This is a genomic window from Amycolatopsis sp. NPDC051903 (assembly GCF_044452505.1).
In the GTDB taxonomy this organism is placed as follows: Bacteria; Actinomycetota; Actinomycetes; order Mycobacteriales; family Pseudonocardiaceae; genus Amycolatopsis.
Genome location: NZ_JBITBT010000018.1, coordinates 78,366 through 95,424, shown reverse-complemented (window position 1 = coordinate 95,424; position 17,059 = coordinate 78,366). Strand labels below are relative to the sequence as shown.

17 protein-coding genes are annotated in these 17,059 nt (G+C 71.0%); 9 read left to right on the top strand and 8 right to left on the bottom strand.

All coding sequences use genetic code 11. From position 1 onward, the window contains the following. Positions 1 to 4 precede the first annotated feature (4 nt). The 3 genes from ACIA77_RS30685 to ACIA77_RS30675 are packed head-to-tail and all read right to left on the bottom strand — an operon-like array spanning position 5 to position 2,721. Positions 5 to 874, bottom strand: a complete 870-nt coding sequence (locus tag ACIA77_RS30685) for an ABC transporter permease (protein ID WP_395889486.1) — start codon at positions 872 to 874, stop codon at positions 5 to 7. Next, on the bottom strand, positions 874 to 1,890 hold the full coding sequence (locus ACIA77_RS30680) for an ABC transporter substrate-binding protein (RefSeq protein ID WP_395889485.1): 1,017 nt from the start codon (positions 1,888 to 1,890) through the stop codon (positions 874 to 876). The genes ACIA77_RS30685 and ACIA77_RS30680 overlap by 1 nt, the downstream gene beginning before the upstream one ends. Before the next feature lie 21 nt (positions 1,891 to 1,911). Then, positions 1,912 to 2,721 carry an IclR family transcriptional regulator gene (locus ACIA77_RS30675; protein WP_395889484.1) on the bottom strand — a complete coding sequence of 270 codons (810 nt, stop codon included), beginning with the start codon at positions 2,719 to 2,721 and terminating at the stop codon, positions 1,912 to 1,914. 288 nt (positions 2,722 to 3,009) lie between these two features. On the opposite strand from ACIA77_RS30675, the gene ACIA77_RS30670 reads away from it, so the two are divergent. The 3 genes from ACIA77_RS30670 to ACIA77_RS30660 all read left to right on the top strand — a co-directional run bounded on the left by ACIA77_RS30670 (position 3,010) and on the right by ACIA77_RS30660 (position 7,519). Then, entirely contained in the window at positions 3,010 to 3,927 is a 918-nt protein-coding gene (locus ACIA77_RS30670; protein WP_395889483.1) for a glutaminase, read from the top strand. 630 nt (positions 3,928 to 4,557) lie between these two features. Next, positions 4,558 to 7,077, top strand: a complete 2,520-nt coding sequence (locus ACIA77_RS30665) for a Pls/PosA family non-ribosomal peptide synthetase (RefSeq protein ID WP_395889482.1) — start codon at positions 4,558 to 4,560, stop codon at positions 7,075 to 7,077. A gap of 205 nt (positions 7,078 to 7,282) precedes the next feature. Further along, the gene (locus ACIA77_RS30660; protein WP_395889481.1) at positions 7,283 to 7,519 is read left to right on the top strand and encodes a three-helix bundle dimerization domain-containing protein; all 237 of its coding nucleotides are present in this window, start codon (positions 7,283 to 7,285) and stop codon (positions 7,517 to 7,519) included. Positions 7,520 to 7,809: 290 nt separating this feature from the next. On the opposite strand, the gene ACIA77_RS30655 is transcribed toward ACIA77_RS30660, so the two are convergent. The 4 genes from ACIA77_RS30655 to ACIA77_RS30640 all read right to left on the bottom strand — a co-directional run bounded on the left by ACIA77_RS30655 (position 7,810) and on the right by ACIA77_RS30640 (position 9,747). Beyond that, positions 7,810 to 8,670: an MBL fold metallo-hydrolase gene (locus ACIA77_RS30655; RefSeq protein ID WP_395889480.1), complete on the bottom strand. Its 861-nt coding sequence runs from the start codon at positions 8,668 to 8,670 to the stop codon at positions 7,810 to 7,812. A gap of 33 nt (positions 8,671 to 8,703) precedes the next feature. Continuing rightward, entirely contained in the window at positions 8,704 to 8,919 is a 216-nt protein-coding gene (locus ACIA77_RS30650; protein ID WP_395889479.1) for a hypothetical protein, read from the bottom strand. A 179-nt stretch (positions 8,920 to 9,098) separates the two neighbouring features. After that, positions 9,099 to 9,533 carry a cupin domain-containing protein gene (locus ACIA77_RS30645; RefSeq protein ID WP_395889478.1) on the bottom strand — a complete coding sequence of 145 codons (435 nt, stop codon included), beginning with the start codon at positions 9,531 to 9,533 and terminating at the stop codon, positions 9,099 to 9,101. Between the two features lie 40 nt (positions 9,534 to 9,573). Further along, the gene (locus tag ACIA77_RS30640; RefSeq protein ID WP_395889476.1) at positions 9,574 to 9,747 is read right to left on the bottom strand and encodes a hypothetical protein; all 174 of its coding nucleotides are present in this window, start codon (positions 9,745 to 9,747) and stop codon (positions 9,574 to 9,576) included. A 331-nt stretch (positions 9,748 to 10,078) separates the two neighbouring features. Here ACIA77_RS30640 and ACIA77_RS30635 point away from each other — a divergent pair, with 331 nt between their 5' ends. The 3 genes from ACIA77_RS30635 (at position 10,079) to ACIA77_RS30625 (ending at position 12,009) form a co-directional block, all read left to right on the top strand. Continuing rightward, a complete protein-coding gene (locus tag ACIA77_RS30635) occupies positions 10,079 to 10,519 on the top strand; it encodes a hypothetical protein (protein ID WP_395889475.1) in 441 nt (146 codons plus the stop codon). A 63-nt stretch (positions 10,520 to 10,582) separates the two neighbouring features. Continuing rightward, on the top strand, positions 10,583 to 11,524 hold the full coding sequence (locus ACIA77_RS30630) for a S1C family serine protease (RefSeq protein ID WP_395889474.1): 942 nt from the start codon (positions 10,583 to 10,585) through the stop codon (positions 11,522 to 11,524). 305 nt (positions 11,525 to 11,829) lie between these two features. After that, complete coding sequence (locus ACIA77_RS30625; protein ID WP_395889473.1) at positions 11,830 to 12,009, top strand: hypothetical protein; 180 nt, start codon at positions 11,830 to 11,832, stop codon at positions 12,007 to 12,009. Between the two features lie 19 nt (positions 12,010 to 12,028). On the opposite strand, the gene ACIA77_RS30620 is transcribed toward ACIA77_RS30625, so the two are convergent. Beyond that, complete coding sequence (locus tag ACIA77_RS30620) at positions 12,029 to 13,117, bottom strand: ABC transporter substrate-binding protein (RefSeq protein ID WP_395889472.1); 1,089 nt, start codon at positions 13,115 to 13,117, stop codon at positions 12,029 to 12,031. Between the two features lie 591 nt (positions 13,118 to 13,708). On the opposite strand from ACIA77_RS30620, the gene ACIA77_RS30615 reads away from it, so the two are divergent. From ACIA77_RS30615 to ACIA77_RS30605, 3 genes are all read left to right on the top strand, one after another. Continuing rightward, positions 13,709 to 14,992, top strand: a complete 1,284-nt coding sequence (locus tag ACIA77_RS30615) for a MurT ligase domain-containing protein (RefSeq protein WP_395889471.1) — start codon at positions 13,709 to 13,711, stop codon at positions 14,990 to 14,992. Beyond that, entirely contained in the window at positions 14,985 to 15,707 is a 723-nt protein-coding gene (locus ACIA77_RS30610) for a type 1 glutamine amidotransferase (RefSeq protein ID WP_395889470.1), read from the top strand. The genes ACIA77_RS30615 and ACIA77_RS30610 overlap by 8 nt, the downstream gene beginning before the upstream one ends. 117 nt (positions 15,708 to 15,824) lie before the next feature. Continuing rightward, a complete protein-coding gene (locus ACIA77_RS30605; protein ID WP_395889469.1) occupies positions 15,825 to 17,039 on the top strand; it encodes an MFS transporter in 1,215 nt (404 codons plus the stop codon). Positions 17,040 to 17,059: the final 20 nt, after the last annotated feature.

Below are 17,059 nucleotides of genomic sequence, written 5' to 3'. Positions count from 1 at the left end.
CACTTCAGTCCTTTCCGGACGCGAGGACGGGCTTGGCCTGCCCGCGCTCGGCCACCGCGGGCCGGTAGCGCAATACCCGGTTCTCGATCAGTTCGATCACGCCCTGCAGCACCAGCATGCAGACCGCCAGCAGCAGGGTCCACGAGATCACCGAGGCCATGTCGAAGAGCTGTTGTGCCGTCAGCAGTTCCGCGCCGACGCCGATGGTCGCGCCGACCAGTTCGGCGATGAGGACCATGCGGATGCCGAGGCCGAGGTTGACCTTCCACGCGGTGAGGATCCCCGGCGTGATGGCGGGCAGCGTGATCTCCCGGAACAGCGCCCACCGGGTCGGCCGGAACGAGCGGGCCATGTCCCGCAGGTCCGCCGGGATCGCGCGGTAGGAGTCGTAGACCTGCAGGGCGAACCCGGGCAGGGTCACCAGCACCATCACGAACCAGACGCGGACCTCCACGTCGGCGAACCAGATGACCGCGATGATCACCCAGGACAGCGACGGGATGCCCTGCACGAACCGCACCAGCGGCAGGCAGAACCGCGACACCAGGTCGTTCACACCCATCAGCACGCCGAGCGCGGCGCCGACCACGAACGAGCTCGCGAGTCCGATGAGGACCCGCGCGAGCGTCGTGCCCAGGCCCAGCAGGGAATCCGGGGTGCTGAGGATCGTTCTGAGTTCTTTGAGGACGCTCGGGATCGGGGGCACGGCGTAGGCGGGGGTGAACCGGGACACGATCGCCCACGCGCCGAGCAGCACCACGACGAGCACGAGCACACCGGGATCGAACAGCCGGCGCACACCGCGCCGTTTCGCGGCCGCGGCCGCTTCCAGCGAGGTGGAGGACACGGTGGGGGACAAGGAGGGAGCGGCCATCACAACTCCTGGTAGACGAGGTTCGCGGGCGGTGCGTCGGTGAGGTAGCCGGTCTCGCGGCCCGCCTCGAGCACCGCTTCGATGCCGGTGGCCAGCTGGGCGGCGGGTGCGAGGTGCAGGCGCAACCGGCTCGGGTCCTTGATGAGCTTGGCCAGCGGCCCGGCCTTGCCGCGGGGCGTGGCCTTGGCGATGATCGCCGCGGCCGCGTCCGGGTTGGCGGTGGTCCACTGCGCGGCCGTCGAGTAGATCCGGTACAGCGTGGCGACGGTGCCGGGGTTCGCCTTCGCCCAGTCGGTGTGCGCGGCCAGCCCCAGGTACGGGATCTGCCCGGTGCCGAACCGGCGCTGCCACTGGCCGAGGCCGATGTCCAGGGTGCGGATGTCGGGCCTGGTGGCGACCAGCGACGAGTAGGCGGGCTCCCAGATCTCGACCGCGTCCGCCCGGCCGATCAGGGCCATCGTGGACAGTCCGGCGGTGGTCTGGTTGATCAGCTCCGCGTCGTGCAGGTCCAAGCCGCCTTGCCGGGCGAACCACTCGAACATCGCGTGGTTCGTGGTGCCGGTGGCCGCGGCGAGGCTGTGCCCGCGCAGGTCGGTGAGGGTGCGGAGACTCGGGTCCGACGTGACGACAGCGGTGAAGTAGTCGAACAGGTTGAACAGGTAGGTCACGTCGACCTGGCGTTCGCGGCGCAGCGCCTCGGACAGCAGCGCCGCGCTCGCACCGACCTGGTAGTGGCCGGAGGCGAACTCGGTGTTGTAGTTGTCCGGGGTGGCGTAGGCGAAGTCGATGTGCAACCCGTGCGCGTCGTCGAAGCGCTTCGCCTTGATCACCGCGGGCAGGAACGCGCCGAGCGACGGAGCCCGGAACGCCAGTACGGTGATCGTCTGCTTGCCGTTGACGGTGTGCAGCCCTTGCGGTGCCCCGCACGCGGTGGTCAGCAGGGCAGCCGCGCCGCCGGCGAGCACGGCGCGTCTGGTGACGGGTTTTCCGGGCAGGCTGAAGGAAACGTGCCTCATTGCACGTCCTTTCGTGGTGTCTTAGTTCTGGGTGGCCCCTCGGCCGGTGACCAGCACGGCGGGCCCGCCCAGTGCGGCGGAGACGCCGACCGCGGCCTCGACGGTCGCCGAGCGCAGCAGCTCGAACCGGTCGTCGCCGAAGCGCTGCTCGGGCAGGCACACCCCGACCGAGGCGATGACCTGGCCGGTGTGGTCGCGGATGGGCGAGGCGAGCCCGCCGACGCCCTCGCGGTAGCTGCCCCGGTTGGTGGCATAACCGTCGACGCGGACCTGGTTCAGCAGGGCGCGCAACGCCGCGGGATCGGTCGGGGACTCGGCGGTGTACTGCGGCAGCGGCCCGCTGAGCACCGCGGTGATCTCGGCTTCGCTCTGGTACGCGAGCAACGCCCGCCCCGTCGCGACGCACGTCGCCGGGCACCGCCGCCCGACGTGCGACACGGCGACGATCGGGTGCAGGCTGTCGAGCTTCTCCACGTAGACCACGTCGCCGTGCTCGTACACGCCGAGGTGGATGGTCTCCCCCGTGGCCTCGTTGAGCGCCTTGAGGTACGGGCTCGCGGTGGACCGCAGGTCGAGGTTCTGGGCCCACAGGCTGCCCAGCTCGAAACAGCGCACGCCCGCCGAGTAGAGCGAACTGCGCTGGTCCTGCGTCACGTACCCGCGGTGCTGCAGCGTGGCCAACAGCCGGTGCACCGTGGCCTTCGGCCCGCCCACCCGCTCGGCGATGGCCGTGAGGCCCTGCGGGCTGCCCGCACCGACGAGGAACTCGACGATGTCGAGGCCCCGGTCGAGCTGAGCACTTCCCGGGTCGGACTTGGACCGCTGTTCCATGTTTGCATGGTAGGCGGAACGACTGGTCCAAGTCAACCCGCATCAGCCGAGCATCGTGCGGACGCGGCGTGCGTGACGGGCGGCAGCGGCGTCCTTTGCGGACAGCACCTGCGTGCGGGCTACGACAAGCCGCAGGACGCCGGTGAACCGGTCCCGCGCCCTTCGCGCCACGGAAGACGTTCTTGACGCGAACCTCACGCCCGGGTGCCATCCCCGGCCCGTGCTCCGGGCTAGAGTTCCCCGGTGCCGGCCCGCCCGCCGGCCGCGGCGAGGAGGAGGGCATCCCTGATGAGCGTCGACTACCGGCAGGCGGTCTCGGGGGTGATGGCGGCGGTGTCGTCGTGCGTCGGGGCCGGCAAGGTCGCCGATTACATCCCGGAGCTGGCCACAGTGGACCCGCGGCAGTTCGGGTTCGCGGTGGCCACCACCGACGGGCAGGTGTACTGCGCCGGTGACGCGGACACGAGCTTCTCGATGCAGAGCATTTCGAAGGTGTTCACCCTCGCCCTGGTGCTCTACGGCGACGGGGAAACCATCTGGCGGCGCGTGGGCCGGGAGCCGTCCGGCAGCCCGTTCAACTCCCTGATCCAGCTCGAGCTGGAACGGGGAATCCCGCGCAACCCCTACATCAACCCCGGCGCGATCGTGGTCACCGACCAGCTGCTGGCCGACGGTGGCGACGGGTTCGCGACGCTGCACCACCTGCTGCGCACCGAAACCGGCAATCCCGACCTGGCCGTCGACGACGTCGTCGCGGCGTCCGAAGCGGGCGCCGGCCACCGCAACCGCGCCCTGGCCCACCTCATGGCCGACTTCGGAAACATGGTCAACCCCGTCGACGACGCGCTCGAGCACTACTTCCGCCAATGCTCCGTCGCCATCACCTGCCGTGAGCTCGCGCGGGCCGGCTTGCTCCTGGCCCGGCACGGCATCCGCGCCGACGGGACCCGGCTCCTGGCCCGCTCCGACGTCCGCCACCTCATCGCGCTGATGATGACCTGCGGAACCTACGACGCCGCCGGGGAGTTCGCGTACCGCGTCGGCTTGCCGTGCAAGAGCGGTGTCGGGGGCGGCATCCTCGCCATCGTCCCCGACCACTGCGCCGTCGCCGCCTGGGGACCGGGCCTGGACGACCACGGCAACTCCGTCTCCGCGACGGCCGCGCTGGCGGCCTTCGCCGACCTCACCGGCCACAGCGTCTTCTGACCGCGCCGCGCGTCACCGGCGCGCCCGGCACCAGTCCGGAAACTCGCCATTCGCCGCCACGCACCGGGTTACCGAGGACGGTCGGGCCGACCGCCTGTCCCGAATGCTGAGCGCTATTCCAGACCACTCTCCGAGCCGGAGTACAGTGCGAATTGTGCTGCGCACCACACCTTGCCGAGGAGGAGTGCGTAATGAATTCTCAGCTTGCCGTGATCGCTGAGGCGTTGCCCGGGACTGTCTCGGCCGCCCAGGAAACGAGCGAGTGCGCGATCATCACCTTTTCCCGCGGGCCACAACGGCACATCCCCTGCCTCGAGAGACGCTGAGCGGCAAGGACGCCGCCGCGAAGCCCGCGACAGCACGGGATTTCGCCGTGCACGGACAGCACCGGAGTTCCGCTGCAGAGCAGCACGCCCGGCTGTGCGCGGGCAGCCCGGGGAATTGCGGAAGCAGCGGCCGGCGATCTTCGCCGCCGACCGGATCATGACACTCTGATAACAAAATACCTGCCACTCCTGTCGGCGATTCGCGCTGTTGGGCGCGTTTTTTGATCTTCGATTCATGCCGGTCAGGCGCACTCGAGAGATCACGACCATCGTCAAAGATTGTCTGGTTAATGGGGTTAATCCAGTGAGTGAATCATTCGACGCTCCGACAAAATGTCCGGCAGAATCGCCGGATCCCCACGCCGGGCTCGCCGGTGGGCCGACCGGCACCGAGCGGGTGTTCGCCGAGGTGCTGGCGGACGTCGCACGCGTCGATCACGTGGCGGTCGACAGCGACTTCTTCGCCGACTTGGGTGCCAACTCCCTGGTGATGGCCCACTTCTGCGCTCGGGTCCGCAAGCGGGAGGAGGTGCCGTCGGTGTCGATGAAGGACATCTACGCGCACCCGACCGTGCGAAGCCTCGCAGCGGCCGTGGGGGACGCTGCGCCCGCACCGCCCGCGACACCCGCCCCGGTCCGCGCCGAACCCGTGACCCCGGTCGGCACCGCGCTCTACGTCTTCTGCGGCACGCTGCAGTTCCTGGCGTTCCTCGGGTACTCCTACCTGCTCGCGTGGATCGTCGTGCGGGGCGCTGACTGGGTGTCGGCCGGGGCGACGCTGCTCGACCTGTATCTGCGGTTGATCGCGTTCGCCAGTGCGGCGCTCGCGGGGCTGTGCGTGCTGCCGATCGTGGCCAAGTGGGTACTCATCGGCCGGTGGAAGCCGCGGCGGATCCGGGTGTGGACGCTGGACTACTTTCGGTTCTGGCTGGTCAAAACACTGGTGCAGCGAAACCTGGTGGTGCTGTTGTTCCTCGGTTCGCCGTTGTACGGGCTGTATCTGAAGGCGCTGGGCGCGAAGATCGGCCGCGGGGTCGCGATCTTCTCCCGGAACGTGCCGGTGTGCACGGACCTGCTCACGATCGGCGCCGGGTCGGTGATCCTCAAGGACTCCTTCTTCACCGGGTACCGCGCCGAGGCGGGCGCGCTCCGGACGGGCGCGGTCACCCTGGGCGAGAACGTGTTCGTCGGGGAGATGTCCGTGCTCGACATCGACACGGAACTGGGCGACGGATCCCAGCTGGGGCACGTTTCTTCACTGCACCCGGGGCAGCTCGTCCCGGCGGGCGAGCGGTGGCACGGATCGCCGGCACTGCGGACCGAGGCGGACTACCGCGGGGTCGGCCCGGTCCGCTGCGGGATGGTGCGCCGGTTCTCCTACGGGGTTTCGCAGCTGCTGGCGGTGCTGCTGGTGTACCTGCCGCTGATGGTCGGCGGCGTCGACCTGCTGCTGGCCGAGGTCCCGAAGTGGACCGCGAAGCTGGGCACGCCGGTGCTGTCGTTCACGAGCTGGACGTTCTACCGCGACGCGCTGCTCGTGTCGTTCGTGATCTTCTTCGGGGGCATGGTCCTCGGCCTGGTGGCCCTCGGGGTGCTCCCCCGCGTGCTCAGCCTCGCCCTCCGGCCGGGCAAGGCCTATCGCCTCTACGGTCTGCGGTACTCGATGCTGCGCGCCATCAGGCTCTTCACCAACGCGAAGTTCTTCATCACGCTCTTCGGGGACAGCTCGGCGATCGTGCACCACCTGCGCTACCTCGGCTACGACCTGGGCCGGATCGAGCAGACGGGGTCGAACTTCGGCTCCGTGCTCAAGCACGAGACCCCGTCGCAGATCAGCGTCGGCAGCGGGACGATGATCGCCGACGGGCTGTCGATCGTCAGCGCCGACTACTCGAGCACCTCGTTCCAGGTGTCGCACGTGTCGATCGGGGCGCACAACTTCCTCGGCAACAACGTCGTCTACCCCGCCCAGGGCCGGACCGGCGAGGACTGCCTGCTCGGGACGAAGGTGCTGGTCCCCGTCGACGGCCCGGTCCGCGAACACGTCGGGCTGCTCGGCTCGCCCAGCTTCGAGATCCCGCGCACAGTGGCGCGCGACCGCCAGTTCGACCACCTCAGATCCGGGGACGAACTGCGCCGCCGCCTCGCCGGGAAGAACAAGCACAACGCCGCCACCGCGTTGATGTTCATGGTGGCCCGCTGGCTCTACCTCTTCTGCGTGACGCTGCTGGGCTGGGCCACCACCGACCTCTACCCGCTGTTCGGGGTACCGGCCGTCGCGCTGGCGTCGCTGGCCGCCGTGGTGTTCAGCGTCTGCTACTTCACGCTGGTGGAACGGGCCTCGCAGGTGCTGCACCCGTTGCAACCGGTGCACTGCTCGATCTACGACGTCCGGTTCTGGCGGCACGAGCGCTTCTGGAAGTCGGCCGCGATGGCCTACTTGCAGGCCTTCAACGGAACCCCGTTCAAGAGCGTGGTGTGGCGGCTGCTGGGCGTGCGGCTCGGCCGGCGGCTCTTCGACGACGGCTGCTCGATCCCGGAGAAGACGCTCGTCACGATCGGCGACGACGTCAACCTCAACGCCTACAGCAAACTCCAGTGCCACTCGCAGGAGGACGGCACCTTCAAGGCCGACCGCATCACGATCGGCTCCGGCTGCACCCTCGGCACCGGCGCCCTCGTCCACTACGGCGCGACGATGGGCGAGGGCGCGGTGCTCGCCGCCGACGCGTTCCTCATGAAGGGCGAGGAAGTCCCCCGGCACGAACACTGGGGTGGAAACCCGGCCCGGCCGACCGAGCGCGTGTCCGTGCCGTCCCTCTGACCTCCGCGGCAGCCGTGGTCACGGACCGGCGTCCGCTTTTTCACGCCGCCACGGGAAATCCGACAGGTCGGCACTCCCGCGCGGTCCGCGCCCGCGCCGGGGTCGCCGATGGTGCCCCGCCTGTTCATCCTGCGTTCACGCCGGCGGCGTCCAATGGAAGTCTTCGCAGACCGGTGCATCCAGTGCGCACCGGCTGGAGGCGGCCATGCAGGAACAGACGGTGGGCGTGATCGCGTCCGAGCACCGGGACAGCCGGTGCGCACATCCGGAGACCCGGCCGGCGTCGCACTGCACCACGATCGACCCGTCAGTGGTGCGGGACCGGAGCGCGCACGAGCGCTCGCGCTTCGCCGGCGCGCGGATCCACGCTCATCTGCCCGTCTTCGTCGAGCGCGCAGCGAAGTCCGCGCTGGAGTTGCCGGGCGAACGTCACGGGAGATAGCCGGTGCGGCTCGGGCTGCGGTCGAATGCGCCTCGGTGCCGGGGTGGCGGGTCGGCCTGCCGGGTGATTCGCCACCCGGTGGGGAGGGCCGCGTCCGGGTTGTGCGAAACGCCCGGCGTGGCGGACTGCGGGATCGGGATGGCGCAGGGCCCGATCGCGCGGGTGTGGGAGCCCGGCCGGTGCGGAGCGTGTTCCGCGTTCCGCACCAGCCGGGCGCCGAGCACGGTCGACGCTCCGGCTCCGAGTTCCTTCCAGGGCACCGGAAATCCGCCGCATTGGGCAGACCAAGTTCACCCGTCTTCCAGCAGGCGGCCTGCGGACAGCCAGACCGTGTAGGGGTTGATGCGCTCCGGGTACTGCTCGAGCATCCGGGAGTAGAACTCGGAACGCGTCGGCCGGGTCGCGAGCAATGCGGCGGCGTGGTCGAGGTAACCGCGGGTTTCGTCGAGGTCGGCCGGGGAATCGGGGCGGGCCGGGTCCTTGTGCCCGGCGACCACGTTTTCGGGGCGCAGAGCTTCCACGACGTCGAGGGCCCGGTGCCAGGCCTCCAGCCCGCCGCCGGGGGTTTCGGCGAGGTACTGGTGGACGTTGTTGTAAACGACGTCCCCCGCCGCGACCAGCCCGATGGACGGCACGTGCAGGACGGTGGTGTCGTCGGTGTCGCTGTGGCCGGCCTCGACCGCGAGGACGTGGTGCCCGTCCACGGTGAACCCGGCGGCGGGGACCGGTTCCGCGAGGATCGGGATCGGGGTGGGCGGGAGCTGCCCCGGGAACCACTCCGCCCACCTTCCGCCGGGGACGCCGCCAGGGGTGCTCGCGACCATCCGGTCGATCGTGGCCGCGCTGGCGTGGACGGTCAGGCCGCGGAACCGCCGGGCGAGTTCGCCGGTGGCGAGCCAGTGGTCGGCGTGCCAGTGGGTGATGTAGACGTGGCTGAGCCGTTTGCCGAACGCCTCGATCCAGTTGGCCAGCGCGGTCGCCTGCGCGACGGTGATGGGCGGGTCCACGACAGCCGCCTCGGTCGGGCCGTAGACGAGGGTGTGCGACAGCGGCGACCACCGCGCGGGTGTGCCGTCCGGCAGCGGCGAGTCGCTGACCGGGAGCAAACCGGAGACGAACACGCGGTACTGGAGCGGGCTGGCTACGGGCACGGACGACCTCCGATCCGGCTGTGGTTCGAGGACCTACGCGGGTTTGCCGGCATCGACCCAGCGGCGGAACACGGCGATCCGGTCGGCGGGCCACGCTCCGTCGCACGGCATGGTGCCGTCCTCCAGCCGGCCGAGGATGGCCTCGGCGTGCGCCGAAACGTCGTCGAGGGACCAGAGGTCGAACGCGAACGTCATCGCATCGCGGTCCTGCTCGCGAAACAGCGGCTTGATGTCCTGCTCGAACTGCATCGGCTCGTCCTCCGTAGCGGTTGTCCCTGCGTTGGCGCCGCCTGTCCCGAATCGACCGACGGCGCCCCAGCGGCGAAGTGCGCGGCCGCGGCGGTCGGCGCCCGCCGCACCGGTTCGAGCGCACGCGCCACGGGCTCGGGTGAGCTGTCCGTCCCGGCTGCCCAGAAAGCGCGTCCTGGTCAGGTCCGCGGGGCCCGGCGGTCCTTGCGCTGCTCGAGCTCTGCTTCGTCGACCAGGGCGAGCATCGGCTTGCCGGGTTCGCAGAGCATCGTGACGGTGAACCGGAGCGGGACGTCCGCGCGGTTGTTGCCGTCCTGGTAGTGGATGACGTCGCCGCCCGGCTCCCAGAACGCCTCCCCGGCGCGCACGACGCGCTCCGGCTCGCCTTCCAGCTCCAGCAGCATCTCGCCGTCCAGCACGTAGCCGAACGCCGGACCGGGATGCCGGTGCGGCGGCGCGCCGGGATCACCGGGCGGGTACTCGACGACCACGGTCATCGCGTGGGCTCCCGCCGGGATGAAGGGCGGATCCGCTTCCTGCAGCGTGGTGAACGCCGTCTGCCACGCGGTCGAGCGCGGCTTCTGCCGGGTCGTCGCGGGATCGGTGTCGGGCATGGGAATCACCTCCGGGTCGGATGGTTGGTGAAGAGTGGCGCTATTTCCCGGTCCGGCTGGGCCAGTCGGTGTACCGGATCTCGCTGCGGATCGGCGGGCCGGCGGGCACGAGCCTCCGCTCGGCTCCGCCCGCGCCGGCCAGTGCGTCCGGAAGCCCTTCGCCGGTGAGCGTGTTGCCGATCAGGCCGGTGCCGCCGATCACCACGATCTTCATGGGCGTTCCTCCGCTGTCGACCGGGGCACGCGGCGTCCGGTCGACAGCCCCGGCACCGGCCGCGTACGGCCGATCTCGGCTCCCCGGCCTCCGTGCCGGAGCACAAGCCCGCTCAGCGTCGCGCGCCCGCACTCGGCGCTGAAGGGTCTTTCGTCACCAGTCCCCCGCTACCGCCGAGTCGTGAAGGCGCCGGGCAGGGACGTTCGGGCACTTACCCACAACCCTTCACCGCGGACGCACCACCCGGCCGGGTGGTGGCTGGTGCCGGAGTGCCGCTTCGGGCCGGGACACGGTTTAGCATGGCGAATTCGCCTGGGGAGGAGGAGTTTCGGTGACCGTGTACCAGTTGGTGCTTCCGGCGAACGCGAAGCGGTGGACGATTCGGCTGCGCGAGGACGTCGCGGCGTTCAGCTGCACTCCGCCGGCCGCGGATCACGCCGTCGCGCAGGCGCTCCCCCGGGTCTGGAACGGCCGCGGGCTCGGCCTGCCCGCGCACGAGGTGCCCACGTTCGCCGCGGCGCTCGGCGAGATCATGAAGCAGCCCGTGTTCTGGCGCGCCTACAGCGGCGCCGGCCGGTGCCGCGCGCAGCGCTGGGCTGAACCCCACGTGGATCCCGAAGACGGGTTCGTCTACGTGAGCGGGCCGTGCCGGGACTCGGCCGAGACCGTCGGCTACCGGCCGGTGGAGAGCTTCACGATCGCCCTCGCGAACGTGCGCGGACTGCGGATCCGGATGGCCGCGCACCTGAGCGGCCGCCTGGTCGTTGCCTGAACGGCACAGTTCGCTGACGGTGAACCCCGGAATCGGGCACGGCGCTCAACGCGTTTGCACGATATGAACAACGACAAGACGGAGCCCGACGCGCTGGACGCGTACTCGGCAATCGTCACCTCCGTCGCCGCGCAGCTGACCCCCCGGGTCGCGGCCCTGACCATCCGGTCGCGGGCCGGAGAAGCCGCCGGGTCGGCCGTCGTCCTGACCGGCGAATCCCATCTGATCACCAATTCCCACGTCGTCTCCGGCGGCGACCACGGCACCGCGGAGTTCGCCGACGGCACCGTCGCGGGCTTCGCCGTCGTCGGCCGCGATCCCCTCTCCGACATCGCCGTGATCCGCGCCGACCGGGAAATCCCCGCGCCGCCGGACTACGGCGACGCCGACCACCTTCTCGTCGGCTCCCTCGTCGTCGCGGTCGGCAATCCGCTCGGCCTGGCCGGCACCGTCACGGCCGGAGTGGTCAGCGCCCTCGGCCGGAGCATGCCGGCGCGCACCCGCACCGCCGCGCGGCTGATCGAGGACGTCATCCAGACCGACGCCGCGCTCAACCCCGGCAACTCCGGCGGCGCGCTGGCCGACAGCCACGGCCGGATCGTCGGCATCAGCACCGCCGTCGCGGGCTTCGGCCTCGGGCTGGCCGTCCCGATCAACGCCACCACCCACCGGATCATCCACGCGCTGATGCACGACGGGCGGGTCCGCCGCGCCTACCTCGGCCTGGTGACCACCCCGGCGCCCCTGAACCCGGGCCAGGCCGAGCGATTCGGCCAGCGCACCGCGATGCGCATCGTCGAGGTGGTGGAGGACAGCCCGGCCGCCCGCAGCGGGTTGAAACCGGCGGACCTGGTCCTCGCCGTCGACGGCGCCCCGCTCGGCAGCGCGCAATCACTGCAGAAACGCCTGTTCTCCGACGCGATCGGGCAGCAGATGGAGGTCACCGTGCTGCGCAACGGAGCCCTCGTCGACGTGATCGCCGTACCCGCCGAACTCTCGGACTGAAGATCGAGCAGTCGGGCGGCTCCCCTTGGGCCCCGACGCCCGCCCGACTGCTCGCCAGCCATTCTGTGCGAGCGAAGGAGAAGGCGACAGAGACGAAGGTCCTCACCCACAAAACCACGGGCCGGTGAATAGTTCTCCGCGCCCGGGCGAGTCGTCCCTTCACCGTCTTGACGAGGTCCGGTGATCCTCGAAACCCTTAGCGCCCGCAAGGAAAAGCCGTTCTGTTCGCCGCGGCGGAGCTCGGTGACCCAGCCGCGCACCCTCGCGCACATCGCCGGGCCGAGTCGTACCGCGACAACGGAGTGGTGATCATCGGCGCCCATTCGCCGGAGTTCCCCGTCGAGCGCGAGGTGGAGAAGGTCTGGTCGACCCGCGCGAGGCCGGGCGTCACCTGTCCGATCGCGATCGACAACGACTTCGCGGACTGGCGTGCGCTCTGCTTCGCCGACGCCGGCGCCCAGGCCAACGTGTTCGCCTTCGATTAGCGCGGCCGAACCGCCCCGATCAGGGCGCGTGCAGCGCGGACTTCATCTCCGCCAGGTAGGAGTTGTAGTCGGCCTGTTTGAGCACGGGGTGACTCCACGCGGGCGCCCACTTCGCCGGGTCCCAGACGGCGGTGTCGTTGGTGACGTCCGTGCGGATGGACGTGTGGTTGGTGATCTTCACGACCGCCTCCTGGCCGGCTTTGGACACCAGCCAGTCGTCCAAGAGCCGGGCGGCGTTGGGGTGCGGCGAGTTCTTCACCACGTCGATCAGGCTCAGCGAGGCGGGCAAGGGCGTGGCATTGGCGAAATCGAGCTGCGCCGGTGTCTTCTGCTTGAGCGCGGAAGCCTTGTAGCCGTACGCGGTTGCCGCCACCAGTGGTTCGCCGGCCTGGACGTTGGTCAACGACGCGGTGTGGCTCTGCACGAAGCGGGGCGAGTTCTGCCCGAGGGCCTTCAGCAGTGCCAGCGCTTTGTCGTGGCCCATCGCGATGATGAGGCTGTCGTACCAGTTCACCGCGTACGGGTCGATGGAGAACTGCCCCCGCCACTGCGGTTTGGTCAGGTCTTCCCACGACGTCGGCGGCGTCAGGCCGCGCTGGTGCACCACGGTCGGGTTCCACGACAGCACGGTGGTGAGCACGTACACCACACCCTGGTAGCCGTTCGGCAACGTCAGGCCCGCGGGCAGCGGCGGCGCGTCCTTCGGCTGGTACGGCTGCAGCGCCCCGGCCTGAACGAGCTGGGCGATCTGCGGCCCTTCACCGGAGACGACGTCGGCGTTGTACTTTCCGCCGCGCTGCTCGGTGATGATGCGCTGCGGCAGCTCGGAAGCACTGGGGCGCAAGGCGTTCACCTTCACCCCGGGGTACGTCTTGGTGAATGCCGCGATGATCGGCTGCACGTCGGTGTCCGCGAACGTGGTGTACCAGACCACGCTCCCCTCCTTCGCGGCGGCGGCCGCGAGCTGGTCCGGGGTCAGCTTGTCCGCCGCTGCTTGCGCCGCGGAGTCGTCGGCCTCGCCGGTGCCGCAGCCGGCGACGGCTCCGAGCGCGAGCAACGCGGTGAAGACGGTGGTGAGCGGCCGCCGGATCGAGCGCCAAACGTTCATCGCCGTTCCCTCCGGTGAGGCCGGCCCGTCGTTCGGCAAGGGCGGCAGCTCACCTCGTCGTGACTGCGGAATCGGTACGCCACAGTATGGACTGATGGTAGGACTATTTGTCAACCAGCGCGGACGCCGGGCACGGCGAAGATGATCTTCTCCGCGCACGACGCGGACATCCGCGGCAGGGAGCCCGATGGGTGCCGGCGCGGTCGGACCTCGTCACCGTCGGCTACTTCCGCCGGGCGAGCGGTACCGCGCGATCGTCCGCCCCTTCGACCAGACCGATTCCCGTCCCTCGCACAAGCCGGCCTCCGGATTCGGCTCCCCCGTCCACCTGCGCAGCCGCCCTCGTCTCAGCGCGGCACGGCTCGGCTGGGCAAAGCCGAGGCAAGGCGCGGGCACGGCAAAATTTTGCCCACCACGGACCGCGGCCCAGCGTGGCGCGCGGAAACAGCGTTCGGTGAACTCCGTGAACGCCGTTTCCCGCGAGGCTGCGGTTTACCGTCGATCCGTGGGGCGGCTGCCGATTCTCACGGTCCGCACAGGGCGCGGTGAGGGGTGGCCGCGATTCGCCCGAGGACAGCGGAAGGAGATCGTGTGGTCAGCCCCAGCCCGCCCGCCGCCCTCGATGCTCGAGCCGCGGTGTCCCCGGCGGTGCGCCGGCTTCCGGCGCGGACCCGGCTCGCCGTCGCGGCGGCCCGGTTCGCCGCCGCTGCCTCGCGCCGGCTCGGGCTGGGCTCCGGCGGTGTCATCGGCGGCCGGCTCGCGCTCGCGCTGGACCCCCGTGCGTTGCAGCGGCTCAGCCACGGCCGCACCGTCGTGCTGGTGACCGGGACGAACGGCAAGACCACCACGGCGCTGATGATCAGCCGGGTGCTGCAATCACTCGGCGACGTGGCCGCCAACGGCGACGGCGCGAACATGCCCGGCGGAGTGACGGCGGCGCTGGCCGCGAAACCGGATGCGCCCGTCGCGGTGCTGGAGGTCGACGAGACGTACGTCCCCGCGGTCGCCACCCAGATCCGCCCGGCTTGCCTGGTGCTGCTCAACCTCAGCCGCGACCAGCTCGACCGGGTCGGCGAAGTGCGGACGATCGAGCGCGAACTCCGCGCCGTCGCCGCGGCCCTGCCGGAGTCGACGGTCGTCGCCAACTGCGACGACCCCCTCGTCGCCTCGGCGGCTCTCGCCTCGTCGCGGCCGCTGTGGGTCGGCGCGGGACAACGCTGGCACGACGACGCCGTGGCCTGCGCTCGGTGCGGTCGAACCGTGCAGCGGTCCGCCACCGAATGGCGTTGCGCGTGCGGGTTCGCCCGGCCCGCTCCACAGTGGACGCTCGCCGAAGACGGCCTTCGCAGTGCCGCCGGGACCTCGTTCGCCCTCGACTTGCTCCTGCCGGGCCGGGCGAACGCCGCGAACGCGGCCGTCGCGGTCGCCACCGCCGAACGGCTCGGCGTGCCGCCGTCCGTCGCCCTCGCCCGGCTGCGCACGATCGGGGACGTCGCGGGCCGTTACCGGCGCGCCGACCACCACGGCCACGCGGTGCGCATGCTGCTGGCGAAAAACCCCGCGGGCTGGCACGAAACGTTGCCACTGCTCGATCCGCGCACGCCGGTGGTGATCGCGGTCAACAGCGGCGAGGCCGACGGACGCGACACCTCCTGGCTGTGGGACGTGCCGTTCGAGCAGCTGCGCGGCCGCCCCGTCGTCGCCGCCGGCGAGCGGGCCACCGACGTGGCCGTGCGCCTCACCTACGCCGAGGTGCGGCACACGCTCTGCCGCCGCCCGCTCGCCGCCGTCGCGGCACTGCCGCCCGGGCCCGTGGAACTCGTGGCCAACTACACCGCGTTCCGCTGCGCACAACACCAGCTCGGCCATGCCTGACTCCAGGGTGACCATCGGCCTCGTGCTGCCCGATGTCCTCGGTACCTACAGCGACGGCGGCAACGCCCAGGTCCTCCAGCGCCGCCTGCAATGGCGCGGCATCCCCGCCGCCGTCCTCGACATCCGCCACGGCGACGCCATCCCCGCCACCCTCGACGTCTACCTCCTCGGCGGCGGCGAAGACGACGCCCAGGCCCTCGCCGTCAGCCACCTGCGCGCCCACCCCGGACTGCAGCACGCCGCCGCGCACGGGGCCGTCGTGTTCGGCGTCTGCGCGGGCTTCCAGGTCCTCGGCACGAACTTCACCACCTCCGACCGCACCACCCACACCGGGCTGGGCCTGCTCAACGCGACCACCACCCCCGGCCGCCGCCGCGCGATCGGGGAGATCGTCGTGGACGTCGCGCCGCCCGTGGGCCCGGAGCCCCTCACCGGCTTCGAGAACCACCTCGGCCGCACCCGCGTCGGCCCGGGCAGCCGCCCCCTCGGCAAGGTGCACGCCGGTGTCGGCAACGGCGACGGCAGCGAAGGGGCCACCACCGGCCGTGTCCTGGGGACCTACCTGCACGGCCCCGTCCTCGCCCGCAACCCCGCCCTCGCCGACCTGGTGCTCGGCTGGGCCCTCGGCGGACCGCCGGCGGCACTGGACCTGCCGGAAGTCACCACGCTGCGCGAAGAACGCCTGCGTGCCGCCAAACACGGCCGCGGAAAGTAACCACCAGGCGAACCGCGCCGCCGGACGCGGACCGGCGTTCGCCGGGCCGCCTGCCGACGATGTAGCACTCGGCTACATCATGGCGAACACACGTTCGATTTCGCGACGCTGTCCCGCATGACACAACGCGACTCCCGGATGCGGCTGCCGGCCGCTTACTGGCGGCTGTGGTGGGCCTCGGCGGTGGACAACGTCGGCGATGGCGTGTTCGCCGCCGCGGTCCCCCTGCTGACCTTGACGATCACCCGTGACCCGGTGCTCGTCTCGCTCGTCTCGGCGGCGACCTACCTGCCCTGGCTGCTGCTGTCGCTCCCGGCCGGTGCCCTGGTGGACCGGTTCGACCGGACCAGCCTGATGTGGCGCTCGCAGGCCCTGCAGGCGGCGATCGTCGCAGTGGCCGCCGTGCTGATCCGGCTCGACCGGATCGACATCACCGGCTTGGCCGTCGTGGGGTTCGGGCTCAGCGCGTGCGAGGTCGTGTTCGCCAACGCGTCACTCGCGATCCTGCCGGACCTCGTCCCCGGCGCGCTGCTGCACCGAGCCAACGGAAACCAGTACACGATCGCCAACGCGGGCCAGCTGTTCCTCGGGCCACCCGTCGGCAGCGTGCTGTTCGCGGTCGCGGCCGTGGTGCCGTTCAGCGTGGACGCGGGCTCGTTCGCCGTGTCCGCCGCACTGCTGGCGACGCTGCCTCGCCGCCCCCGGCGTCGTCCGGCGCAGCCACGGATGCGGGCCGCGGTGGCCGAAGGGGTGCGCTGGCTCGCCGGCCACCGGCTGTTGCGCACGCTGGCGGGTTTGCTGGCGGTCAACACGTTCTGCTTCCAGCTCGGCAACGTCACCGTCGTCCTGCTGGCCACCGAAACCCTGCACGTCGGCGGACGCGGGTACGGCCTGCTCCTCGCCGGAGCCGCCGTGGGCAGCGTGCTCGGCGGGGTGGTCAACGCGCGCGTCGTCGCCAGGATCGGGGCGCTGCCGGCGTTGCTCACCGCGCTGATCGCCAACGTCGTCGTCTTCGTGCTCATCGGCGCCAGCCCGGACGCGGTGGTTCTCGGCGCGTTGCTGGCCTGCAACGGGTTCGCCACCACGCTCTGGAGCGTCGTCACGGTCAGCCTGCGCCAGCAGGTGGTGCCCGAGGAGCTGCGGGGGCGGGTGCACAGCGTCTACCGGATGCTCGGCTGGGGGCTGATGCCGCTGGGCTCACTCGTCGGCGGCCTCGTCGCCGACACCCTCGGCATCCGGGCCGCGTACCCGGTCGCCGGTGCGGTGCGCGGTGTCGCTCTGCTCGTCGCGCTGCCGGCCATCAGTTCGGCGATGCGCGTCGTTTCCGACTGACCGGCGACATCCGCAGCACG